This window comes from Lysobacter sp. SCRH-1R (assembly GCF_057747855.1).
This window is the reverse complement of sequence record NZ_CM173227.1, coordinates 2540583-2563620: the sequence shown is the minus strand read 5'-3', so window position 1 is coordinate 2563620 and position 23038 is coordinate 2540583. Positions and strand designations below refer to the sequence as shown.

The 23038-nt window shown below is 64.7% G+C and carries 16 protein-coding genes; 7 read left to right on the top strand and 9 right to left on the bottom strand.

The window, feature by feature from the left end; translation table 11 throughout:
- Positions 1-14 precede the first annotated feature (14 nt).
- The 3 genes from AC3ANK_RS11605 to AC3ANK_RS11595 form a co-directional block, all read right to left on the bottom strand.
- Positions 15-383, bottom strand: a complete 369-nt coding sequence (locus AC3ANK_RS11605; RefSeq protein WP_206860952.1) for a hypothetical protein — start codon at positions 381-383, stop codon at positions 15-17.
- A gap of 121 nt (positions 384-504) precedes the next feature.
- Positions 505-1680, bottom strand: a complete 1176-nt coding sequence (locus AC3ANK_RS11600) for a thiolase family protein (RefSeq protein ID WP_484171243.1) — start codon at positions 1678-1680, stop codon at positions 505-507.
- Positions 1681-1734: 54 nt separating this feature from the next.
- Positions 1735-2346 carry a GNAT family N-acetyltransferase gene (locus tag AC3ANK_RS11595; protein WP_484171242.1) on the bottom strand — a complete coding sequence of 204 codons (612 nt, stop codon included), beginning with the start codon at positions 2344-2346 and terminating at the stop codon, positions 1735-1737.
- A 174-nt stretch (positions 2347-2520) separates the two neighbouring features.
- Here AC3ANK_RS11595 and AC3ANK_RS11590 point away from each other — a divergent pair, with 174 nt between their 5' ends.
- Positions 2521-5388 carry a S8 family serine peptidase gene (locus AC3ANK_RS11590; RefSeq protein WP_484171241.1) on the top strand — a complete coding sequence of 956 codons (2868 nt, stop codon included), beginning with the start codon at positions 2521-2523 and terminating at the stop codon, positions 5386-5388.
- Positions 5389-5489: 101 nt separating this feature from the next.
- Positions 5490-8414, top strand: a complete 2925-nt coding sequence (locus AC3ANK_RS11585) for an autotransporter domain-containing protein (RefSeq protein WP_484171240.1) — start codon at positions 5490-5492, stop codon at positions 8412-8414.
- Between the two features lie 64 nt (positions 8415-8478).
- On the opposite strand, the gene AC3ANK_RS11580 is transcribed toward AC3ANK_RS11585, so the two are convergent.
- The 4 genes from AC3ANK_RS11580 to AC3ANK_RS11565 form a co-directional block, all read right to left on the bottom strand.
- Complete coding sequence (locus AC3ANK_RS11580) at positions 8479-9636, bottom strand: isovaleryl-CoA dehydrogenase (RefSeq protein ID WP_484171239.1); 1158 nt, start codon at positions 9634-9636, stop codon at positions 8479-8481.
- 164 nt (positions 9637-9800) lie between these two features.
- Positions 9801-10508 carry a carbonic anhydrase family protein gene (locus AC3ANK_RS11575; RefSeq protein ID WP_484171238.1) on the bottom strand — a complete coding sequence of 236 codons (708 nt, stop codon included), beginning with the start codon at positions 10506-10508 and terminating at the stop codon, positions 9801-9803.
- Between the two features lie 447 nt (positions 10509-10955).
- Positions 10956-12059, bottom strand: coding sequence for a Glu/Leu/Phe/Val dehydrogenase dimerization domain-containing protein (locus AC3ANK_RS11570; protein ID WP_484171237.1), 1104 nt, complete (start codon positions 12057-12059; stop codon positions 10956-10958).
- Between the two features lie 203 nt (positions 12060-12262).
- Positions 12263-13528 carry a 2OG-Fe(II) oxygenase gene (locus tag AC3ANK_RS11565; RefSeq protein ID WP_484171236.1) on the bottom strand — a complete coding sequence of 422 codons (1266 nt, stop codon included), beginning with the start codon at positions 13526-13528 and terminating at the stop codon, positions 12263-12265.
- A 311-nt stretch (positions 13529-13839) separates the two neighbouring features.
- Between AC3ANK_RS11565 and AC3ANK_RS11560 the strand changes: the two genes are divergently transcribed.
- The 5 genes from AC3ANK_RS11560 (at position 13840) to AC3ANK_RS11540 (ending at position 20573) form a co-directional block, all read left to right on the top strand.
- The gene (locus AC3ANK_RS11560; RefSeq protein WP_484171235.1) at positions 13840-17283 is read left to right on the top strand and encodes a methylmalonyl-CoA mutase family protein; all 3444 of its coding nucleotides are present in this window, start codon (positions 13840-13842) and stop codon (positions 17281-17283) included.
- 508 nt (positions 17284-17791) lie between these two features.
- The gene (locus AC3ANK_RS11555; RefSeq protein WP_484171234.1) at positions 17792-18835 is read left to right on the top strand and encodes an AAA family ATPase; all 1044 of its coding nucleotides are present in this window, start codon (positions 17792-17794) and stop codon (positions 18833-18835) included.
- Entirely contained in the window at positions 18832-19482 is a 651-nt protein-coding gene (locus AC3ANK_RS11550) for an RloB family protein (protein ID WP_484171233.1), read from the top strand. The genes AC3ANK_RS11555 and AC3ANK_RS11550 overlap by 4 nt, the downstream gene beginning before the upstream one ends.
- Positions 19483-19665: 183 nt before the next feature.
- Positions 19666-19899 (top strand): DUF2188 domain-containing protein, encoded by a 234-nt coding sequence (locus AC3ANK_RS11545; RefSeq protein ID WP_484171232.1) that lies wholly within the window; start codon positions 19666-19668, stop codon positions 19897-19899.
- A gap of 200 nt (positions 19900-20099) precedes the next feature.
- On the top strand, positions 20100-20573 hold the full coding sequence (locus AC3ANK_RS11540; RefSeq protein WP_484171231.1) for a hypothetical protein: 474 nt from the start codon (positions 20100-20102) through the stop codon (positions 20571-20573).
- Positions 20574-21034: 461 nt separating this feature from the next.
- Here AC3ANK_RS11540 and AC3ANK_RS11535 read toward each other — a convergent pair whose 3' ends face one another.
- Together AC3ANK_RS11535 and AC3ANK_RS11530 are read right to left on the bottom strand one after the other, a co-directional pair.
- On the bottom strand, positions 21035-21745 hold the full coding sequence (locus AC3ANK_RS11535) for a hypothetical protein (RefSeq protein WP_484171230.1): 711 nt from the start codon (positions 21743-21745) through the stop codon (positions 21035-21037).
- 98 nt (positions 21746-21843) lie between these two features.
- A complete protein-coding gene (locus AC3ANK_RS11530) occupies positions 21844-23037 on the bottom strand; it encodes a hypothetical protein (protein WP_484171229.1) in 1194 nt (397 codons plus the stop codon).
- Between the last annotated feature and the right edge of the window lies 1 nt (position 23038).

Here is a 23038-nt window from a genome sequence, read left to right as displayed (position 1 = left end):
CTTGCCCGGAGTGATTACTTCTTCTCTTCTTCCTTCGAAGAATCGGCAGCCTGCGTGGCGGCGTCAGCAGCCTGGCCGGCAGCGTCGGCAGCCTGCGAAGCGGCGTCGGCAGCAGCGTCGGCAGCGGCCGGAGCAGCAGCGGCGGCGGTGGCGTCGGCCGAAGCGGCGGCGGCGTCAGCAGCCTGGGCAGCGGTGTCGGCAGCGGCCTGGGCAGCGTCGGCAGCAGCGGCGTCGCCAGCAGCAGCGGCGTCGGTGGCGGCAGCAGCGGCTTCGGTCGAAGCAGCGGCGGCGTCGGCAGCGGCTTCGTCAGCCTGCTTCTGGTTCGAGCAGGCGGCCAGAGCGGCAACCATAGCCAGGGCGATCAGCGCCTTGTTGAAGGTCATGATTTTTATCCTCGTCGTTAGTTAGGCAACGCGCAATTGCGCGTCAATAACATGATGACAAGCCGGTGACGCGTGTCAAGCGGCTTGGCCGGTTTTTTTTGAGTAATGCGTTTTTAACGCCTTATAGCAGCTCGATGGCGACAGCGGTAGCTTCGCCACCCCCGATGCACAGGGACGCCACACCCTTCTTGACGCCACGTGCACGCAACGCGTGCAGCAACGTCACCACCAGGCGGGCGCCACTGGCGCCGATCGGATGCCCCAGGGCAACAGCGCCGCCGTTGACGTTGAGCTTCTCGTGCGAGATGCCCAGGTCCTTCATCGGCGCCATGGCCACACAGGAAAACGCCTCATTGACCTCGAACAGGTCAACGTCCCCGACCGACCAGCCGGCCTTGGCCAACACGTTTGAAATCGCTTTCACCGGTGCGGTGGTGAACCACTCCGGCGCCTGCGCGTGGCCCGCATGCGCCACGATGCGCGCGAGCGGCTGCAGGCCGCGCTTGCCGGCTTCCTCGGCGCTCATCAGCACCGTCGCCGCGGCGCCGTCGGAAATCTTGGAGGACGAGGCGGCGGTCAGCACGCCCTCCTTGCCGAACGCCGCGCGCAGCGTCGGGATCTTGGCCAGGTCGATCTTGCCCGGCTCCTCGTCGGTGTCGACGACGACGTCGCCCTTGCGACCCTTGACCGTCACCGGCACGACTTCGTCCGTGAACGCACCGCCGCTCACCGCGGCCTGCGCACGACGCGCGCTTTCGGCCGAGTACGCGTCGAGCGCTTCGCGATCGAAGCCGTACTTCTCGCACGCCATGTCGCCGAACACGCCCATCGCCTTGCCGTCGTACGGATTGGTCAGGCCGTCCCACGCCATGTGGTCGAGGAACTCCGCGCTGCCATAGCGGATGCCGGTGCGCGAGTTGTTGAGCAGGTGCGGCGCGTTGGTCATCGACTCCATGCCACCGGCGACGACGACACTGGCCGAACCGGCCTTGATCAGGTCGTGCGCGAGCATGATCGACTTCATGCCCGAACCGCACACCTTGTTGACGGTGGTGCAACCGGCGGAGGTGGGAAGGCCGGCGCCCAGCGCGGCCTGGCGGGCCGGCGCCTGGCCGAGGCCGGCCGGCAGCACGCAACCCATGATGACCTCGTCCACCTGGTCGGCGGCGACGCCGGCGTGCTCCAGCGCGCCCTTGATGGCGGCCGTGCCCAGCGCCGGTGTCGGGACGCCGGTGAACTGGCCGAGGAAGGAACCGATGGCGGTGCGCTTGGCACCGACGATGACGACGTCGCTCATGGGGACTCCAGCAGAACTTGGACGGCAGACCGGCGCGCGGCCGGAACCTCCCGATTATGCGGGGCCGTGCTGCGCCGCGGCAAACGGCTGGCGGGCGAGTTCCAGCAGATACAGGGCCCGGCCGCGTCCCGGCGGGCCCAGGCGGCGAAACCCCAACGGCTCATAAAGGGACGGCACGCCGGTCCAGACGAATGCTCCGGCCTGGCGCTCGCCGGGGGCGAGCGATTGCGGGTAGGCCTCGATCTCGGTCGCGCCGCCGTGTCGCGCAAGTTCGACCGCGGCGGCGACCAGTGCCCGTGCCACGCCCTGGCCGCGCCATGGTGCCGGTACGAAGAGGCAATTGAGCGACCACGTCGTGGCGGTCCAGTCGCGTACCAGTGGACGGCTTCGATCCACGCGCGGAAAGTCGGCGCGTGGACCGATGGCGCACCAGCCCACGGGCTCGCCTTCCACGAACGCCAGCACGCCCGAGGCCTCGCCAGCCTTGACGATTCCGCGAAACGCGCGGCGATTGGGCTCGCCTTTCGCGGCGTCCCATGTCCGGCCGCCCTTGGGCACGCGCCACCACATGCACCAGCAGCCGCCGCACGCGCCGCGCGGGCCGAACAGCGTTTCGACGACCGGCCAGTCGTCGCTTCGCAAAGGTCGTGTGTCGATGCGGTGCATGGCGTTCACCGATGTGGTTGCGACGTGCGTGCGATGTGGATTTCGTCACCCAATCGTTCATGCCGATTGTGGACGATCCGGCTTGGGTCAATACTCGGTGCGCGCCGCTGGGGAGCGACGCGATCTTTTCGGGGGAATCACATGCATTGCAGGCAAAAGGGACTTGTGACGGCGATGCGCAGCGTGCTGCTGTGCTCGGGGCTGATCGGACTGGCCGCGTGCGGCGGAGGCGGGGGCGGAGGCAACGTCCGCGACGAACCTCCGCTCTTCGCGCCACCGCCGGCCGAGCCGACGCCTCCACCGAGCACGCCGACGACCCCGGTCGTCAGTACGCCCAATCCGGCTTACAGCCAACACATCGCGCTGACCAACACCGCCGTCGCGCACCAGGCCGGCATCACCGGCACCGGCCTGCGCATCGGCATCGTCGACAGCGGCGTGATGCGCGACCACCCGGCGCTGGCGCCGCGTGTGGTCGCCAACTTCAACTACGTGCCGTCGCCGCCCAACAACCTGCAGGTGGACGACGTGCTCGGCCATGGCACGAGCGTCGCGCAGCTCGCCGCGGGCACGCCGTTCGGCGCGTGGCCGGGCGGCATCGCGCCGGGCGCGCAGATCGTCTCGGCGCGCATCCTGGCCGACGAGGACCCGGTCGACGACGGCAGCGGGCAGGGCAACGAGGTCACCGGCGAACTCGGCCTGCGCCAGATCCACCAGCAGTTGATCAGCAGCGGCGTGCGCATCATGAACAACTCGTGGGGCGGCCTGTACTGGACCGACCCGGCCGCGACCAATCCCATCGCCGACGAATACCGTCCCTTCATCCTCAGCAACAACGGCCTGGTGGTGTTCGCCACCGGCAACGACGGCAGGCCCAACCCCGACAGCATGGGCGCGCTGCCGAGCCAGCCCGGCCCGAACGGCACGCTGCCGGCGGCGGACCTGGAGCGCGGCTGGCTCGCGGTGACGGCGGTCAATCCGAACAACGTGCAGCAGCTCGACGTCGACTCCGACGGCGTCGTCTACGCGAACGCCTGCGGCGTGGCGCTGCGCTACTGCATGGCCGCGCCGGGAACGGCGGTGTTCACCGGCACCGACGACGGTCCGACCGCGCCGACGTACTGGCGCGGCTCGGGCACCTCGTATGCCGCGCCGCAGGTGTCGGGTGCGGCGGCGCTGGTGTGGCAGGCCTTCCCGTACTTCAGCAACGACCTGGTGCGGCAGACGCTGCTGGGCACGGCGACCGACCTCGGCACGCCGGGCGTGGACATCACCTTCGGCTACGGCCTGCTCAACGTGGCGCGGGCCATCAACGGCCCCGGGCGTTTCGACTGGGGCGTGACCACGGCCAACGTCTCCGGCACCAGCCGCCCATGGAGCAACGACATCGCCGGCAGCGGTGGCCTGCGCAAGCTGGGCTCCGGCACGCTCGCGCTCACCGGCGCGAACACCTACACCGGCCGCACCACCGTCGAGCAGGGCACGCTCGAAGTGCAGCGCGCGATGCCCGGCGGCGCCACCGTGCTGTCTGGCGGACGGCTGCGGCTTAGCGCCGGCCTGCAGGGCAATCCGGTGGCGGCGAACGTCGGCTCGCTCGACAACACCGGCACGATCGAATTCCTTGGCGGCGCCACGTCGCAGGGCGCGACGTACACGATGTCGTCGTTCCGCAACAATGCCGGCGGCGCGATGGAACTGCAGATCGGCGCGCACCTGGATGTATCGGGTACGGCGACGCTCGGCGGCGAACTGCGACTGACCGGCCGCGCGCCGAACTACGTCATCGCGACGCCCAGCATCACCTCGCCCACGCGCGAGACCTTCCTCGAAGCGGGCACGGTCAGCGGTACCTTCGCGACCGTGACGTGGTCGCCGTTCGTCACCGGTTCGGTCGAGTACGCCGCCACCGACGTGTCGTTGCTGCTCTCGCGCGCCGACGTCGCCACGACCGCCACGTCGATGGGCCTGACCGCGACCTCGCTGTCCAGCGCGGAGCGCATGGAAGGCGCGATGGACCAGATCGACGCCGGCCTCGAAAGCGGCGCGGGTGCCGATGCCAGCGTCCTCGCCGGTGCGACCGCCTTCCAGGGCACGCCCGATGCCGCCGCGGCCGAACGTTCGCTGTCGAGCCTTTCGGGCGAACTGCACGTGGCGGACGCGGCGTTCGCGATGATGGCGATCGAAGGCAACCGTCGCGCATTGGAATCGCGCATCGATGCGTTGCAGGACGCGCCGGCCGGCGGCGCGTGGTTCGACAACCTGGATTCGCAGCGTGCGCTCGCGCGTTTCGACATGCAGGCCGACGGCTGGATGGCCGGACAGGACCATCGCTTCGGCGCGCTCACCCTCGGCGCCGCGCTCGCGCAGACCGAAGGCTACGCGCATCATGAACAACGCTTCGATCGCGAACACAATCGCCAGCTCGAAGCGCAGTTCTACGCGAGCTACGACCTCGGTCAGGGCTACCTGCTCGGCAGCCTCGCCGTCGGACGGATGCAGCGCTGGACCCGCCGCGACGTGCTGCTCGGCGTGGATGCATTCCGCGTCGGTACCGATTACGCGCAGCGTTACGCGAGCCTCGGCATGCAGGCCGGCTTGCCGATGCGCGTGGGCGAGGGGCGCATCACGCCGTATGTCGGCGTGCAGAACCTCCAGCTCGAACGCGATGGCTTCAGCGAAGCGGGTGCGGTCGGCTTCGGCCTGAGCTCGGACGCGTCGTCCATGCGCGTCAGCCAGGCGCTGCTCGGCGCGCGTTACGCGACGCAGTGGAGCCTCGGCTCGGCCCAGTGGGACTTGCAGGCGCGTGCGGAATGGCAGCGTTTGCTCTCGCAGTCCGGCGGCGACATCCAGGCGCGCTTCACCGCGCTGGACGTGTGGTCGCCGATCCTCGGCGGCACGCTGGACCGCGACGTCGGTGTACTGGGTTTCGGCATCGGCACGTGGTTGCGCCACAACAGCCGCCTAAGCCTGGACCTCGACGCCCGCCGCGATCAGGGCGAAACCTGGACGCAGGCGATGGTCAACTGGACGACGGCGTTCTGATTCGCGCGGCCACGCCTCGCAAAGGCGAGGCCGTCGTGATTCACTAGCGCGAGCGTGCGCGGAGGTCGCCGGGGGGCGGCTCCGTCCGCAGGGGAGAAGACATGGAACGTGTGCCGAATCGCGCGCCGCTGGCGCGCGGCGTGATGCTGGGACTTTGCATCATGGGACTGGTGGGGTGTGGGGGTGGTGGCGGTGGCGGGAACGTGCGCAGCGATCCGCCTCCGGCGCCGAATGCGCCCGATCCGGTCACGCCGACCGACCCCACAACGCCCACGACGCCTCCGGTCGCACCCGCGCCCAATGCGATCGACGCGCATCTGTACTTGACGAACACGTACGACGCGCAGCGGGCGGGACTCACCGGAGCCGGGCAGGGGATCGTGTTCTTCGATTCCGGGTTGAAACGCAACGACCTTGCGCTGGCCGGGCGGGTGAAGGATTCGATGGTGGCGGTGGATGCCGCACGCAACGACCTGAGCGTCGATGATGCGATCGGCCACGGCACCTCGGTCGCGCAGATTGCCGCGGGCAGCCCGGTTGGCGGATGGCCGCGCGGCATCGCGCCCCGCGCCGACCTGTACTCGGTACGCACGTACGAGGACGCACTTACCGATCAGGACGCGCGACAGTCGTTCGCCGTGAACGATGCATGGCGCCAGGCCATGGCATGGAGCGCCGACAAAGGGCGCATCGTCGATATCTCCGGCAGCCGGCTCCACTGGTCCGATCCGCGGACATCCACGGACCTGGTCGCTTCGTTTGATGTCCTCGACCAGCATCTGATCGTCGCTCCGACCGGCGACGACCAGAAGGCGGAGCCGTCGCAGTTCGCATCGTTGCCGCAGCTGGCTGCCCGACCGGACCTCGGGCTCGATCCTGCTGCGCTGCAAAAGCACTGGATCAACGTGGCGGCGGTCGACTCAACCGCTCCTTCGCAACTGGCGACCTATTCGAACGCATGCGGTGCGACGATGGCGTACTGCATGACGGCGCCAGGCGACGTCATGGTGCCTGCCGAGGGTCATACCGCCGAGACGACCAGGCTGCGCACCGTACGCGGCACTGATTACGCCGCGGCGCAGGTGGCCGGTGCGGCGGCGCTGGTGTGGGAGCGCTTCCCCGGCTTTACCGAGGAACAGGTGCAGCAGGTCCTGCTGACGACCGCGAAGGACCTGGGAGACCGTGGCGTCGATCCGGTCTTTGGCTGGGGCCTGCTGGATGTCGCCAAGGCTGTGGCCGGACCGACTCGATTCGAGGAAGACTGGCTGGTCCAGATGGCGACGACCGATTACTACAGTTTCGCCAATCCCATTTCCGGGCCGGGCGGCCTCACCGTCCGTGGAGGCGTTTCAGGAAACCACGCGCATCTGGATCTGTTCGGTGAAATGACCTATGAAGGTCCCACGCGTGTGGTTGCCGCGGCGCTCACGGTGGAAAAATCGCTGAAGTCCTCCTCCATCACGATCGAGAGCGGGGGCTCGGTGCAGATCATGGGGGGCACGATCGCGGGCGATCTGAACATCGATAACGGCTGGCTCTATGTCACCCCGACCACCTTCAACCCTCCGACCGTCATCCAGGGCGATATCCGCAACCGCTCCTTCTTCCAGTACATGGACTATGGCAATACGGTTTCGTTCGAGGGCAACTACACGCAGGAAAGCGGGGGTGCGCTGGTCTACATACTGGGCGAGCCGCCGGCGCACTTCGCCGGCACCGCGACGATCCAGGGCCCCATCCTGCTGGCCGGATACAAGGAAGGCTACGTCGCACCCGGACGAAGCACGGTGCTCATCGCCGATGGCGGCATCACGGGCGCCTTCAGCAGCGCGTACCCCTATGCCGGCAATCTGCTGATCGAGGCGAACATCGGGCAGAACGCCACCACGGTCTGGCTCGACGTGATCCGCGCGCAGACGACCAGCGTAGCAACCGCGACGGGGCTGGAAGCGACGGCGCTGGGCAGCGCGCAACGCATCGACGACGCGCTCGGCGCGCTGGATCGCGAACTCGCCGACGGTGAAGCCGTAGCCGCGGCAACGCTTGAGGGCGCGGCTGCATTCCAGTCGGTCAGGTCGGTGGCGCAGCTGGACCGCTCGCTGTCCAGCCTTTCCGGCGAGCTCCACGACATGGACACCGCATTTGCGATGATGGCCATCGACGGGAACCACCAAGCGCTCGAATCGCGTCTGGATGCACTGGATTCAGGCGCGGAGCCCGGTGCGTGGTCGCATCGCATGGATGGCATGCGTGGCTGGTCCTCCTTCGACGTGAACACCCATGGCTGGACGCTCGGCTTCGACCAGCCCGGTCGCGACGGCATGACCATTGGCGCGTCGCTCGCGCAGACCGACGGCGACGCCTGGCATTCGCAGCGGTTCGATCGCGAACGCAACCGCCAGGTCGACGCGCAGGTGTACGCCTCGTGGACGCTGGGCGAGGGCGGTTACCTGCTCGGTTCGGCCGCGTTCGGCCACATGCAGCGCTGGTTGCAGCGCGAAGTGTGGCTGGGCGATGCGTCGTATCGCGTGTCCAGCGATTACGCGCACCGTTACGGCGCACTCGCGTTGCAGTCCGGACGACGCATCCCGTTCGGCGCAAGCGTGATCACGCCCTACCTCGGCGTGCAGGCCTTGCAGCTGGCGCGCGAAGGTTTCAGCGAGGAAGGCGCGTCGGGCTTCGGCCTGACATCGGACGATGCCTCGATGTCCGCGTTGCAGGCGCTGGCGGGCGCGCGCTGGAGCCATGCGTGGGGAACGCGCACCAACCGCTGGACGCTCAGTGGCCGGCTCGAGTGGCAGCGCCTGCTATCGCAATCCGACGCCTCGATCCAGGCGCGTTTCACCGGCATGGATGCGTGGGCGCCGATCGTCGCCGACGGGTTGGATCGCGATGTGGGCCTGTTCGGCCTCGGACTGGAAGCCGGCTTCGGCGCGCGCGGCACGGTGCGATTCGATCTCGACAGCCGCTACGGCGACGGCGAGCAGTGGACCGGCGCGATGGCGACATGGATCACGGCGTTCTGACCGCGCAAAGCGAAACGGCCGTCGTCCGGCGGCCGTTTCGTTGCGACAGTAAAGACGTTGCGGCTCAGTGCCGCTCTTCGAACAACTCGCGCCCGATCAGCATCCGGCGGATTTCGTTCGTGCCCGCGCCGATCGCATAGAGCTTCGCGTCGCGCAGGATGCGGCCGGTCGGGAATTCGTTGATGTAGCCGTTGCCGCCCAGCGCCTGGATGCCTTCCAGCGCGACCTGCACCGCCGCTTCGGAGGCATGCAGGAGGCACGATGCGGCATCGACGCGGCTGCTGTGGCCGGCATCGAAATCGCGCGCCACCTGGTAGGCGAACGCACGGCTGGACTGCAGCGCGGTGTACATGTCTGCGATCTTGCCCTGCATCAGCCCGAACGTGCCGATGGCCGCGTTGAACTGCTTGCGTTCGCGCACGTAGGGCAGGGCGATGTCGAGCGCCGCCTGCATCAGGCCGATCGGCCCGCCGGTCAGCACCAGGCGCTCGGTGTTGAGGCCGCGCATCAGCACCTTCACGCCGCGGTTCACTTCGCCCAGCACGTTTTCGGCGGGAATCTCGCAGTTGTCGAACACCAGCTCGCAGGTGTTCGAACCGCGCATGCCGAGCTTGTCGAGCTTCTGCGCGGTGGAGAACCCCTTCATGCCTTTCTCGACGATGAAGGCGGTCATGCACTGGCTGCCCGCGTCCTTGCCGGCGGTGCGCATGTAGACGATCAGCACGTCGGCCTCGGGGCCGTTGGTGATCCACATCTTGTTGCCGTTGGCGATCCACACGCCGTCGTGAAGTTCGGCGCGGCAACTCATCGAGCCGACCACGTCCGAACCCGCGCCCGGTTCGCTCATCGCCAGCGCGCCCTTCCATTCGCCGCTGCACAGCTTCGGCAGGTATTTCCGCCGCTGCGCTTCGTTGCCGTTCGCGTACAGGTTGCTGACGCACAGGTTCGAATGCGCGCCGTAGCTCAGGCCGACGGAACCGGACGCGCGCGAGATCTCCTCCATCGCGACCAGATGCGCGAGGTAGCCCATCTCGCTGCCGCCGTACTCGCCCGGAACGGTCATGCCGAGCAGGCCCATCTCGCCGAGCTTCGGCCACAGGTCCTGCGGGAACCAGTTCTCCTCGTCGATCTGCGCCGCGCGCGGTGCGATCTCGGCCTCGGCGAAACGTCGCACGGCGTCGCGCAGGGCATCGATTTCGTCACCGAGAGGGAAAGGGCGCATGGGAATCCTTGAGTTCGAAAGGGTGGCGCGGTCGCAGCCCGCGCGAGATACGCCAATTCTAGTGGTGCGCGGTGAAACGGTCGTCGTGCGGTGCAATAAAAACCGGCTGCCCCGCAACCGTACGCAACGGTGCGGGGCGCCACGACGCGCGTTGGAAGCGGCGATCAGCCCCGGAAATGCACCACCGGCCGGCCGTTGCGCGGCTGCACGTTGCGGTTGTTGTGGCGGTAATGCGCCAGGAACGCATCCATCTGCTTTTGCGACATCGTCACCGGCGCGGGCAGCACGTACCACTCCACGTTCTCGGTCAGCGGCGGCGTGGTCAGCGAGCCCAGGTAATGGTAGTAGCCACGCGGCTTCGGCAGCAGCGCGTCGATGTCGACCTCGTGCGGCGCGTTCTTCCTGTGCGCCAGGCTGTCCAGCACGGCCTGCGCCTGTGCGTTCGGCCTGCCCACCTCGTACATCACGCCGACGACGGCCAGGCGCCCGTCCTGCGCCTTGAAGACGTAATGGCCTTCCAGCGGGTAATGCCTGCCGTCGATGGTGTGTTCGCTGGCGGCGTGGAAATGGAACTGGGTCAGCGTGAAGTGCCGACCGCGGATGGTGGCGTCGGTGGAATGGGTTTCCACTTCCACCGCGTGGCCGTTGTCGACCGCCTCCATCGGCGCGCGCGTATGCGTGAACACCAGCGTTTGCGGTTCGTCGGCCTGCGCGTCGATGGCGTCGTGCGTGACGATGTCGATGGGCGACTGCGACATGTCGTGCGCGGCCTGCCATTTTTCCTGGTGGTCGTAATCGATGCGGCCGTCGCCGGCATGGGCCGCGAATGCGGCGGCGAAGCAAAGCGCGGCGAGGGGCTTGGCGAGGCGCATGGGAGCACTCCAGTGTGGGGAGTGCCACTGTGCGCCGAGCGCAATGCGGCGTCTTTCGGAATTGCCTGAAAAAGGCCGTGGGTCGCAATCGGTCCTCATCCAGGCGAAAGCCGGGATTCAGGCCGTCACGGCAAGACGTCAGCGACATGCGCGACCCGCGACGCAACGAGCCTGGGTCCCGGCTTCCGCCGGAATGACGACGGGAGACGGTACGACCCGGTGAAATGGCCGAAAGAATGCACCGCACAATCGCCGCACAAAAGAAAACGCCCGGACAAGCCGGGCGTTTCTCGAAGCATTGCGATGCGGCTCCTGCACCCCGTCGGAAGCGATAGCCCCCTTTGGTAAAGGGGGCGCCGCGGCAGCGGCAGGGATTTGGAGGCAGACTGCTGGGGCCCGAAGTTTGCGAATGCAAACTTTGGGGATTTTCCAGTCTCGACTGGAAAATCAGTGCCCGCCGCGAATGCGACCCTGGAACCGCGGCGCCGAACGACCCAGCGGCAGCTTCAGCTTGCCGATCGCCGTGATGCGCTCTTCGGCCAGACGATCGGCCGCGCGGTAGGTCGGGATCGCGTCGCGCTCGGCGATCTCGAAGATGCGCGCGAGGTTGTGGTAGATCGTGCGCATCATGCGCATCGCGCGCTCGCGGTTGTAGCCGTCGAGTTCCAGCGCCACGTTCATCACGCCGCCCGCGTTCACCGCGTAGTCCGGCGCGTACAGGATGCCGCGCTTGGTCACTTCGTCGCCGATGGCGTTGTTGGCCAGCTGGTTGTTGGCCGCGCCGCAGATCACCTTCGCCTTCAGACGCGGCAGGGTGTTCTCGTTGACGGTGCCGCCCAGCGCGCACGGCGAGTACACGTCGGCCGGGACGTCGTAGATCTCGTCCAGGCCCACGGCCTCGGCGCCGTACTCGGACACGGCCTTGTCGACCAGGCCCTTGTTGATGTCGGTGACGAAGATCTTCGCGCCGCGCTCCTTGAGCAGCTTCACGAACTCCATGCCGACATGGCCCAGGCCCTGCACGGCGTAGGAGTACTTGCCGACTTCCTCGTCGCCGAAACGCTTGTTCAGCGTGGCCATCAGGCCCTGCAGCGTGCCGTACGCGGTGAACGGCGACGGATCGCCCGAACCGCCGTGGACCTGGTGCACGCCGGTGACGTACTCGGTCTCGCGGTACACGTATTCCATGTCGTTGACGTCGATGCCCACGTCTTCGGCCGTGATGTAACGGCCGCCCAGCGATTCGACGAACTGGCCGAACGCGCGGAACAGCGCCTCGGACTTGTCGGCGGCCGGATCGCCGATGATCACCGCCTTGCCGCCGCCGATGTTCAGGCCGGCGACCGCGTTCTTGTAGGTCATGCCGCGCGACAGGCGGAGCACGTCGTTGAGCGCATCCTGCTCGGTCTTGTACGGCCACATGCGCGTACCGCCGAGGGCCGGACCGAGCACGGTGTTATGGATCGCGATGATGGCCTTCAGGCCCGCGTCCTTGTTGTGGCAAAACACGACCTGCTCGTGGCCGAAGGTGTCCAGGGTTTCGAAAATCATCGGGTGCTCCGCGTTGGCGCGAGGAGTTGCGCATCGCGCTTTACGCCAACTGTGATGGGTAAGTCGTTGAATCGAAATGGAATCGCCTCTGCGACTTTGGGTCATGACCCCGCCGCAGGCGCGACAGTCTAATCCAATCGGCGAAGTGGGACAGGCATGCCGACGGACGGCTTGCCGGGCGCCGCCCATTCAGCAGCCATCGTTCAGAAGTCGCGGTACGGCGCCTGGCGCAGCCACAGCGTGGCCAGCCACTTCTCGCCGCGTTCGACCGGAAGCCCCGCGTGCAGCGAATCCGCATCCGGCGTGCCGTCCGCGTGCAGGTTGTCGAACACCACCGCGCGTCCCGGCCGCGGTTCCACCTTCAACGCGGCGATCGGGAATTCGGTCTGCCCGCCGGCTTCGACGTCGTTGAGGTACACGCAGATCGTGCGCAGGCGATTGCCGGCCTGCGGACGGTCGCGCTCGATCGAACTCGGCGGCCGGTAATCGCGATGCGGGCGGTATTCCTGGCCGGGTTCGTAGCGCAGCACGACGAGATGTTCGGCGTGATCCAGCGGCACGCCGGCCGCGCTCGCCATGCGCAGTTGCACGGCGCGCAGCGCGAGATCCTCGAGGATCGCGTCGAACGCCGCATCGCTGCTGGTGCGGATTTCCTGCTCCATCGGCAATCCCGTTTCCGGATCGACCGTGCGCGAGCGTTGCAGGTGCACTTCGGCGTTTGCGATCAGCAGCCGGCATTCCTCCGCACTGAGCAGGCCGTCCACGGTGGAAACGCGCGGGCGCGTGGCGCGCGATTCCAGCGCGACCGGCTCCAGCACGTCTTCCATCGACAGCACGCCGGGCGCGGAGACGTTCGGTGCGTACTCCGGCACCGCGATGTCGGGCAGCGCCTTGATGCCTCGCGCGCGCAGCTGCACGCGCAGTTCGTGCGCGGCGTCGGGTTGTGGCTTGTCGCCTTCGCCGCGCGCGAGGCGTTCGAGGAACAGCCTGGCCGCGATCACGTCGCCCAGCGACGTCGCACGTTCCAGCAATTGCAGGCAGCGCAGCTGGTCGGCCGGATGCGCCTTGCGGCCGAAATGCACCGCCGCCGCACGCAGCGCGGGCGGATAGTCGGCGCGCACCGCGCGAAGCACGCGCTCGTTGATGCGTCCATCGCGCGGCAGCGTGCGCCCGCCGAGCGACATCAAGGCAAGGAAATAGGACGCGATCGGGCTGCCCGATGCTTCCGCGCGCAGCAGCCATTCGGCGGCGCGCACCGGTTCGGCATCGCAGCCCACGCCGTACATCAGCATGCGCGCGTATTCGATCTGCGCATTCGCCAGCCCCGCTTCCGCCGCGCGTCGATGCAGGGTGAACGCCTCGTCCAGCTCGTGTCGCGCGACCAGCGCCGAAGCGAGCTGGTACAACGCCTGCGGCGCCCCGTCGTGTGCGCGCCGGCGAAGGTCGAGCAGGGCGGCGTCCTGGTTCATGGCGGCTCGCGAGGTGGGAGGGCGAGTGTAGCCAGAAAGGAAGCTCGACTTTGCCGAACGGGTCGGTTGCTGCGGTGGTTGGTATGAACGCGTGACAGCCTGGCCCCCGGCCTTCCCCGGGATGACGAGCTCCTGTAGCCCGGGTAAGCGAAGCGCACCCGGGGAGGCGGCCGGCGGCTCCCGGGTGCGCTGGCGCTTCCCCGGGCTGCAAAGGCCAAAGCCCACGCCCGTCGATCCCGCGCCGCACAACAAGCCCCTAATCCCCCTCGGGCTACAATACGGATTCGACCGTTTCCGTATTTCGAGCGTCCATGAGCACCCCCGCAAGCAACCTGCCCGAAGCCCAGACCGAGACCAGCCCGCTGCGGTTCGTCACCGCCGCCAGCCTGTTCGACGGGCACGACGCCGCCATCAACATCATGCGGCGCCTGATCCAGGGGCAGGGGGCGGAGGTCATCCACCTGGGCCACAACCGCTCGGTGGAAGACGTCGTCCGCGCGGCGCTTCAGGAGGACGCCGACGGCATCGCGCTGTCGTCCTACCAGGGCGGCCACGTCGAGTACTTCAAGTACATGGTCGACATGCTCAAAGAGCGCGGTGCCGGCCACATCCGCGTCTTCGGCGGCGGCGGCGGCACGATCACCCCGGAAGAGATCCGCGAACTCCAGGCCTACGGCGTCGAGCGCATCTACCACCCCAACGACGGCATGCACATGGGGCTGGTGGCGATGATCGAGGACGTCGTGCGCCGCGCCGGCGATGCGCGCAAGTCCGCGCAGCATCCCGACAAGACCGCCGACATCGACGACGAAATCAGCATCGGCCACACCCTCAGCGCCATCGAGGAGGGCATCTTCGACGACGCCCAGCTCGCGCACCTGCGCAAGCAGTGGCAGCTGGCCGGCGGCAAGACGCCCGTCATCGGCATCACGGGCACTGGCGGCGCCGGCAAGTCGTCGGTCACCGACGAACTGCTCAACCGTTTCCTCGCCGCCTTCCCGGAGATGCGCATCGCCGTGATCTCCGTCGACCCCACGCGTCGCCGCACCGGTGGCGCGCTGCTGGGCGACCGCATCCGCATGAACTCGCTGCGCAGCAAGCGCGTCTACATGCGTTCGATGGCCACGCGCCGCCAGCACGCCGCCACCAACACCGTGCTGAAGGACTGCATCGGGTTCCTCAAGGGCCTGGGCTATGACCTCGTCATCGTCGAAACCGCGGGCATCGGCCAGAGTGATTCGGAAATCGTCGACCTCGTCGATTTCCCCATGTACGTCATGACCAGCGACTTCGGCGCGCCGAGCCAGCTGGAGAAGATCGACATGCTCGACTTCGCCGAGCTCGTGGTGCTCAACAAGTTCGACAAGCGCGGCGCCGAAGACGCCCTGCGCGACGTGCGCAAGCAGTGGAAGCGCAACCGCGTCGCCTTCCAGACGAAGGACGAGGACGTGCCGGTCTATCCGACCATCGCCTCGCAGTTCAACGACCCCGGCATCAGCTGGATGTTCGCCAACCTCTGCCGCCTGCTGCGCGACAAGCTCCAGCTGCCGGCCGAGAAGTGGACGCCGGAGATCGACACCTCGCTGAAGGAGCCGCGCGCCACCGTGCTGATTCCGGGCGCCCGCGTGCGGTATCTGGCCGAGATCGCCGAGCAGGGCCGCAGCATCAACGCGAAGATCGAGACGCAGGCGGAAGTCGCCGATCGCGCGCAGAGTTACTGGCAGTCGCTGAACGATCTGGGCGACGAAAGCCTGCCGAAGGCGCTCGACCTGTACGCCGGCGACGCCCTCACCAGCGGCGGCGACAAGACGCTCCTCACCCTGCGCCAGCGCTACAGCGACGCCGTGCAGTCGCTCACGTCCGAGGCGCTGAAGCTGCTGCGCGACTGGCCCGCGCGCCTGAAGTCGATCACCGACGAAGTCAACGAATACAAGGTCCGCGACAAGACGATCCGCGTCGAGAACTACCGCGAATCGCTGAGCCATCAGAAGATCCCGAAGATCGCCGCGCCCACCTACAAGAGCTGGGGCGAGCTGCTGACCTTCCTGCAGAAGGAAAACCTGCCGGGCTACTACCCGTACACCGGCGGCGTGTATCCGTACCGCCGCACCGGCGAGGACCCCATCCGCATGTTCGCCGGCGAAGGCACGCCGGAGCGCACCAACCGCCGCTTCCATTACCTGTCCGTCGGCCAGCCGGCCGCGCGCCTGTCCACCGCGTTCGACAGCGTCACGCTCTACGGCGAAGACCCCGCCGTGCGTCCGGACATCTTCGGCAAGATCGGCAACTCCGGCGTCAACATCGCCACGCTGGACGACATGAAGAAGCTGTACTCCGGCTTCGACCTGTGCGCGCCGAGCACCTCGGTGTCGATGACCATCAACGGCCCGGCGCCGATCATCCTGGCGATGTTCATGAACACCGCCATCGACCAGCAGGTCGAGAAGTACCTGCGAAGCGATGACGCGCGCTGGAACGAGGCGCACGACAGGATCGAAAAACTGTTCGAAGGCAAGAAGCGCCCCGAATACAGCGGCATGCTCCCCGAAGGCAACGACGGCCTCGGCCTGGGCCTGCTGGGCGTGACCGGCGACCAGGTCATCGACGCCGAAACCTACGCCAACATCAAGGCGCAGACGTTGGCCACCGTGCGCGGCACCGTGCAGGCCGACATCCTGAAAGAGGACCAGGCGCAGAACACCTGCATCTTCAGCACCGAGTTCGCCCTGCGCATGATGGGCGACATCCAGCAGTACTTCGTGGACAAGAATGTCCGCAATTTCTACTCGGTGTCCATCAGCGGTTATCACATCGCCGAGGCCGGGGCGAACCCGATCAGCCAGCTGGCTTTCACGCTCAGCAACGGCTTCACGATCGTGGAGTACTACCTCGCGCGCGGCATGAAGATCGACGACTTCGCGCCCAACCTGTCGTTCTTCTTCAGTAACGGCATGGACCCGGAATACACCGTCATCGGCCGCGTTGCCCGTCGCATCTGGGCGCGCGCCATGCGCGAGCGTTACGGCGCCTCGGCCCGTAGCCAGATGATGAAGTACCACATCCAGACCAGCGGCCGCTCGCTGCACGCGCAGGAAATCCAGTTCAACGACATCCGCACCACGCTGCAGGCGCTGTACGCGCTGTTCGACAACTGCAACAGCCTGCATACGAATGCATACGACGAAGCCATCACCACGCCGACCGAAGAAAGCGTGCGCCGTGCCGTCGCCATCCAGATGATCATCAACAAGGAACTGGGGCTCAACTTCAACGAGAACCCTTGGCAGGGCAGCTTCATCGTCGACAAGCTCACCGACATCGTCGAGGAAGCCGTCTACAAGGAATTCGAAGCCATCAGCGAACGCGGCGGCGTGCTGGGCGCCATGGACACCATGTACCAGCGCGGCAAGATCCAGGAAGAAAGCCTGTACTACGAGCACAAGAAGCACGACGGCACCCTGCCGCTGATCGGCGTGAACACCTTCCTGCCGAAGGACCACGGCGGCGACATCGTCACCGAGATCGAACTGATCCGCTCCACCGAAAGTGAGAAGGGCCAGCAGATCGAGAACGTCGCCGGGTATCAGGGCAACCGCAATAGCTATGCGCCGGAGGGGTTGAAGGCGCTACAGGCGACGGCTCGGGAGCGGCGGAACGTGTTTGCCAGTTTGATGGAGGCGGTTAAGACGCATAGCTTGGGGCAGATTAGCCATGCGCTTTATGACGTTGGCGGGGAGTACCGGCGGAATATGTGAGAACGAGCCCCGCTTTTGCGGGGCTCTTCGCTTCTGGAGTCCAAGCCGCTTCGGGCCGGTCGGCGACCGGGGAGTCTCAAGTGGCACTTACGTCGGCTTGTTTGATTACGGTTGCCTACGAAGTGTTAGGGCGTTCTGTCGAACCGCCCTCAGGGAAGCCGTCCCAAGAGCCGCCCAAGCCGCCCCAAGAGCAGCAGAAGTAGGTGGTAATTACGGCTTAGCAGCACATGGAGACAATTTCACGCGACTTTTCGCGGGAAATGTGCAAAAGTTGCCTCGAAATGGTTTCAAGGGGTCTCTTACAGTGCTGGTCGAATTCTCCGTATCTAACTTCCGGTCCATCCGGGAGCGGCAAACCCTCACGTTCGTCGCCACCTCTGGGGACGAACTCGAAGCTACTCACGTATTCAATCCTATTGCGCCCGGAGTTGATCGATTGGTTCGATCAGCAGTGATCTATGGGGCTAATGCTGCGGGTAAATCGAATTTGCTCCGGGGATTGGACGTCATGCAAGACATCGTCCTGCTGAAGAATCAGTTGGGTGATCATGTTCCCGTTGTCCCGTTCTTGTTCGATGAGCATCAGCATGGTCCAACCATGTTTGAGGTCGTGTTCATTCGTGACGGCGTGAAGTTTCAGTATGGGTTCGCATGTACGCGGGACGCGATCGTGGAGGAATGGCTGTACGCATTCCCCGAAAAGCGCGCACAGCGCTGGTTTCATAGAAAGTCTGATGAAGGTGGCGAAACGAACTGGGAATTCGGGGCCTCCCTCAGAGGTAAGAAGAAAGATTGGAGTGCCGCTACGCGACCTAATGCTTTGTTTCTATCGACAGCCATTCAGCTTAATGCCGACTCTCTTAAGCCGATCTTTTCCTGGTTTAGGGACACACTGAGGCTAGTAGTCGGCAGTGGCGTGATATCAGAGGACTACACAATTGGTCGACTAGACATCGCGCAAGACAGGATCGTTTCGCTCCTAAAGAACGCCGACACGGGAATACATGGTTTAGAAGTATTCAAGAAGCCGCCAGGTGAAATGTTCCGCGAAATAGCTGAGAAGGCATTGCCAGAAGATGTGCGTCAAAGAATTATTGATAACGCAAGCAAAGGAGTGCGGGCTAAGCACATCGGTAAAGACGGCCAAGAAATCTGGCTAGATATGGAGGACGAATCGGAAGGTACTAAGAAGCTCTTTGCTTGCGCCGGTCCGTTTATTGACGTCCTCGAGAATGGTCGCGTACTCGTTATTGATGAGCTCAACAACAGTCTTCACCCAATAATGGTGAAATGGATCATTGATTCGTTTAATAGTCCAGTGACCAATCCTAAGAACGCTCAGCTGCTGTTCGCCACGCATGCGACTTCAGTTCTGTCATTGGAGATTTTTCGCCGCGACCAAATTTGGTTCGCCGAAAAGTCGGACGAGGGTGCCACATCTATCTATCCCCTCACTGATTTCAGCCCGAGAAAAGAGGCATCCATAGCGGGGGGGTATCTGCGAGGTCGATATGGAGCGATCCCATTCTTGACTGCAGGAACGGATCTATGAGCTTTCGGCGTCCTCGATCTTTCAGGGAAACCCGACGTTCAACGCCGAACCGAGAACCCTATGATGTCGTGCTGATTGTATGTGAAGGGCAGAAAACAGAGCCCTCATACTTTCGATCGCTCATCAAGGAGCTTCGCCTGTCGAGTGCCAATGTCAAGATCGTTGGCGAAGAATGCGGCTCAAGTCCCGCAACGCTCGTTGACTTCGCGGTCGACGAGCTAGCCGCCTCCGATGGATACGATAGAGTTTTCTGCGTCTTTGACCGAGACAGTCATCCTGACTTCGAGAAGGCGCGTGATAGATGCCATTCGCTGAGGCAAAAAAAGAATGGGAAGGTCATTCCATTTGAAGCCATAACTTCAAATCCTTGCTTTGAATATTGGCTTCTTCTGCACCTGTTAGAGACTTTCAAGCCCTACGCAGCTACAGGAAGCAAATCTGTAGGTGACCTTGTTCTGCGGGAACTGAAGGTTCTGCTTAAGGATTATCAGAAGGGTAACGCTTCGACTTTTGATCGGTTACGAGAAGGGTTGGACTTGGCAATTCAACGCGCAAAGCGTGGACGTCAAATGGACCTAGAGAATCCAAGTACTAATGTTGATGTTCTGGTCGAGTATCTCCGTGAAGTGAGGCGCGCCGCAAAGTAGCATCGAGCGTGATAGGCAGCGCAGCCTGGCTAGGTTGAGCGCGTCTGGGGTGATGTAACCGAGCGCCGAACTCTCGCGATTCTTCCTGCCCTAGGTATCTGCCTGTTACAACATGTCAAAGCACGCTTGCGCGATCCTGGGACCGACCTGCGAACGGTCCGTAGGCATGACAACGAGGCAGGTATGACCAAGAAGGACATCCACGTGGTTCCGCACACGGACGGCTGGGCGGTGCAGAGGGAAGGCGGCGAGCGCGCCAGCTCGATCCACTCGACCAAGGAAGCGGCTATGCACGAGGCTCGCGACATGGGCCGCCGGGACAAGGTGGAAGTCGTGGAGCACGGCAAGGACGGGAAGATCCAGGGCAGCAACAGCTACGGGAACGATCCCAACCCGCCGAAGGACACCAAGCCGTAACCCGGTGTTGCGCGCCGCTGCGGCGTTCGAATCAAAGGCCCGCTTCGGCGGGCCTTTTCTTTGCGCTCATCTCAACCCGACTTTTTCACCCCCGACTCGGAATTTCCGTACCCCTCCACGCGTTCTTCGCTGACGGCGAGGGAAGTAGTCGGGCGATGACGATGCAATCGCCCGATTCGGGCGAACTCTTGGAATGCACCATGTCGCAGAACCTCATTTCCCTCACGCTTTCCGATGAACAGCTGGCCGCCGTGGACCAGGCGCTGTCCTCGCTGGAAGCCGCGCTCACCGGCCTGATCGCGCTGGACCCCGACACGCGCAAAGGCCTCAGCCGCATGGGGCCGAAGTCGGAGCAGTTCTGCCGGCAGACCCTCAGCGTGCTGACGGACAACCCGCAGGTGGTGCCGGCCAGCATCGGGCTGGCCGAGGCGCTGGTCGATCTGCAAACGCTCGACCGTCTGCGTCCGCGCCTGAACCGCCTGCGCAAGCTGGCCGAGCGCGCGGATGACTCTGAGGTCGCGCTGGGCAGCGACGTGATGTCGCTGGCGCTGGAAGGCTACGCACTGCTCAAGGTGGCCGGCCGCAATCAGGGACTGGAAGCGCTGCGGCGCGAACTGTCCGGGCGTTTCAGCAAGACGCCGTCCCCCGAACGCACAGCGCCGACGCCGGCCTGATGCCGCGCGGCGCATCGCGCGCCGCGTGAGCCCCGAAAAGCCGCTCCCGAGCGGCTTTTCGCGTTTGTGGAAGCGCGGTTTGCGCCGGCGTCGGCGCTGTCCGCGACGTTGCTGGCGAAAAAAGCGTCATCACCACCGCGTTTCTGATTGCCGCCAAGGTCCGAGCGCGCCGATGCCGACGCTCTCCGGGCCGTCGCCACCGCTCTGTACGCCATGGTTGGCGAAAAGAGCGCCAGCGCAGCGGCTTTTCGTGCCAAGGGAAAGCGGAAATAGCGTCACGACTTACGCTTCGGACGCCGCGAGAAGCACATTGAACGCCAACGTCTAAGTGAAGCGCACCCGGGGGCACGGGCAGCCAGCGTAGCCCGGGTAAGTGAAGCACACCCGGTGTTGAACATTGGCAGCATTTGAAGGCCCTCGTTGGCCGGGACTTCGGGAAGGTTAGCTACCTACGACTTTCCTCATTCCGGCGAATCAAGCGACCAGAGCCACTTGCCCTTTCCGGACTTGGGTACTTCAAATCCAGACAACCCCCAACCTTCGTATGCGAGATGGGTGAACAGTAATGTCAGTTCGCCTGGGGCGCGGACGTCGCCGAAACCCGCAAGCGACCAGCTGTTGGTCTGCGACTCGCAGCCGTCACAACTGGATTTTGCTTCAACGTGGTCGGCCTTCCACTCTCCGGATTGCGTTCGAATGAATACCCCTAGATATGTCGATAGACGGGGCTCGCCGCCAGCATCAGTCGAGCGGGCTTCAGAGGTGTAAACCGCTACATCGCCGTGCTGTCCTGAGGTATCGGTCACGATCGTGAGTACGCCGGCGCGATTCGGAACCTCCTGCGATGCCAATCGGGCCGTCTCGTGTTCAAACAATTCCCCTGTAGCAACGATCTCAGCGCGCTCTTCCTGTGTCGGAGCCCTCTGTCTGTACTTGCGGCCGGGATTAAGGTCGCGGTCGCTGAGCAGGGTGCCCGGGGCAACATCGATGCTCGGTGAGAAGGTGGCGCCGATCCCATCATCGCCAGGCGGCTCGAAGACAGTTTTCACTAGGGTTTTGCCGAGATACCTCCCGTCGTGATAGACGTTCAAGAGCGTACCCGGCGGAGGAAACTCGACACCAAAGACAGCGGCGTAGTCGAAAATATCTGGGACGTCGGTTGGATCAACCATGACGACCACTGGGAGCGCGTCAGGTTTGTCGTCCAGTGCCCGACTTTGGTGTGCACATCCGAGCACGCAGGAAACCAGTAGAACTGCTACGCGTCTCATCACAGCACTCCCGGCGCGTTGACGGTGATATGCAAATGGTCCTTGTGTGTCTTGGGTGTGCCGGCTGTCATTTCATTTGGCGTTGGGGCAGCGGGATCTCGCGTGTTTGAGTCGACGTACCAAGGGTCGAACAGTTGCTGAATGTGCGGGGAATCCTGAAGCTGCTGCCGGAACGTCATGAATAGGGCGGGGCGGTTTGCTTCCATCTCCGCGATCCATCTGCGCCTTGCATCCGCGCTTCGTGTCCTCTCCTGATAAAGCTGGCGTTCCCGTTCGCTCACCCACGGTAGGTCAGGGCCTTTGCCGATCAGCTCCCCACGATTGACACGTATGCTGTCGGCGGTGTCGCCAATCCGATTCACATCCAAGCCGATGCCTGCACGGTGCGCGATGGAGCCGAGAAGGGGGCGCCAGCACGAGGTTATGTTCAGGTTTTCCACCCGCGCTACTCGGGCGGCTTCGATCAACGCAAACAACCCAACGGGGTGTATCCGAGTGAGTCCGTCGCGGAGATTGTCGAAGTTGCGGATGTTCGTTCTCGCGTTGTCTGCGTCGGAGAACGTGATGGTGATTCTGTGGTTCCTGGGATTGTTGCAGGCAACGGAAAGCGTCGCTTGTGCAAGAACGCGATACACGGAAAGGATGGCAGAACGCACGCCTTCATCGCATTCTGCTGGAAGCAGCTGGTCTGCGTCGCGCTCGGTGTACTTCCGTGAGATCCTGGCCCATATCTCGCCGTGCAGAAGGGCTTTGTAGTAGTCCGTCATGACGCCAGACTGTGGATCTGTAGCCGATCTGTCCAGCGTCGCAACGGGCTGCGCTGTATGGATGCCGCGACGCTCCGTGATCTTCACGTACACGTCGTTACGTCGCGGCGTGACCGCGTACACCGGGCACTGTCTCGCACCCTCCAAAGAATCGGTATTGAGGTAGAGCGAGACTTCTGTTCCCTCGGGAACCTTGATTGAGAATCGGGTCCGTCCAACGATGCGTTTGGGCCAGCCTCGGACTCGTTGTTGCACAGCTCCATTGAAAGCAACCTCGTAAGGGATCTTCAATCCGATCTCTGTGGAGGAGGGATCAGGCCAAGTTCCTGTCTCAAAGAAGTATGTGACGGTGCGCATGGCCCTAACCGGTGCATCCGTCGGTTGCGTTCCCTCAGTCGTTTGCGTAACTGCATTGACTTGCTGCATG

Bases quoted from the DNA above. Each gene is read 5' to 3' on its own strand.
- AC3ANK_RS11530 (WP_484171229.1), bottom strand. From the start codon at position 23,037: ATGCAGCAAGTCAATGCAGTTACGCAAACGACTGAGGGAACGCAACCG.
- AC3ANK_RS11555 (WP_484171234.1), top strand. From the start codon at position 17,792: ATGCAAGACATCGTCCTGCTGAAGAATCAGTTGGGTGATCATGTTCCC.
- AC3ANK_RS11550 (WP_484171233.1), top strand. From the start codon at position 18,832: ATGAGCTTTCGGCGTCCTCGATCTTTCAGGGAAACCCGACGTTCAACG.
- AC3ANK_RS11565 (WP_484171236.1), bottom strand. From the start codon at position 13,528: ATGAACCAGGACGCCGCCCTGCTCGACCTTCGCCGGCGCGCACACGAC.
- AC3ANK_RS11540 (WP_484171231.1), top strand. From the start codon at position 20,100: ATGTCGCAGAACCTCATTTCCCTCACGCTTTCCGATGAACAGCTGGCC.
- AC3ANK_RS11535 (WP_484171230.1), bottom strand. From the start codon at position 21,745: ATGGTTGATCCAACCGACGTCCCAGATATTTTCGACTACGCCGCTGTC.
- AC3ANK_RS11600 (WP_484171243.1), bottom strand. From the start codon at position 1,680: ATGAGCGACGTCGTCATCGTCGGTGCCAAGCGCACCGCCATCGGTTCC.
- AC3ANK_RS11605 (WP_206860952.1), bottom strand. From the start codon at position 383: ATGACCTTCAACAAGGCGCTGATCGCCCTGGCTATGGTTGCCGCTCTG.
- AC3ANK_RS11590 (WP_484171241.1), top strand. From the start codon at position 2,521: ATGCGCAGCGTGCTGCTGTGCTCGGGGCTGATCGGACTGGCCGCGTGC.
- AC3ANK_RS11575 (WP_484171238.1), bottom strand. From the start codon at position 10,508: ATGCGCCTCGCCAAGCCCCTCGCCGCGCTTTGCTTCGCCGCCGCATTC.
- AC3ANK_RS11560 (WP_484171235.1), top strand. From the start codon at position 13,840: ATGAGCACCCCCGCAAGCAACCTGCCCGAAGCCCAGACCGAGACCAGC.
- AC3ANK_RS11545 (WP_484171232.1), top strand. From the start codon at position 19,666: ATGACCAAGAAGGACATCCACGTGGTTCCGCACACGGACGGCTGGGCG.
- AC3ANK_RS11570 (WP_484171237.1), bottom strand. From the start codon at position 12,059: ATGATTTTCGAAACCCTGGACACCTTCGGCCACGAGCAGGTCGTGTTT.
- AC3ANK_RS11595 (WP_484171242.1), bottom strand. From the start codon at position 2,346: ATGCACCGCATCGACACACGACCTTTGCGAAGCGACGACTGGCCGGTC.
- AC3ANK_RS11585 (WP_484171240.1), top strand. From the start codon at position 5,490: ATGGAACGTGTGCCGAATCGCGCGCCGCTGGCGCGCGGCGTGATGCTG.
- AC3ANK_RS11580 (WP_484171239.1), bottom strand. From the start codon at position 9,636: ATGCGCCCTTTCCCTCTCGGTGACGAAATCGATGCCCTGCGCGACGCC.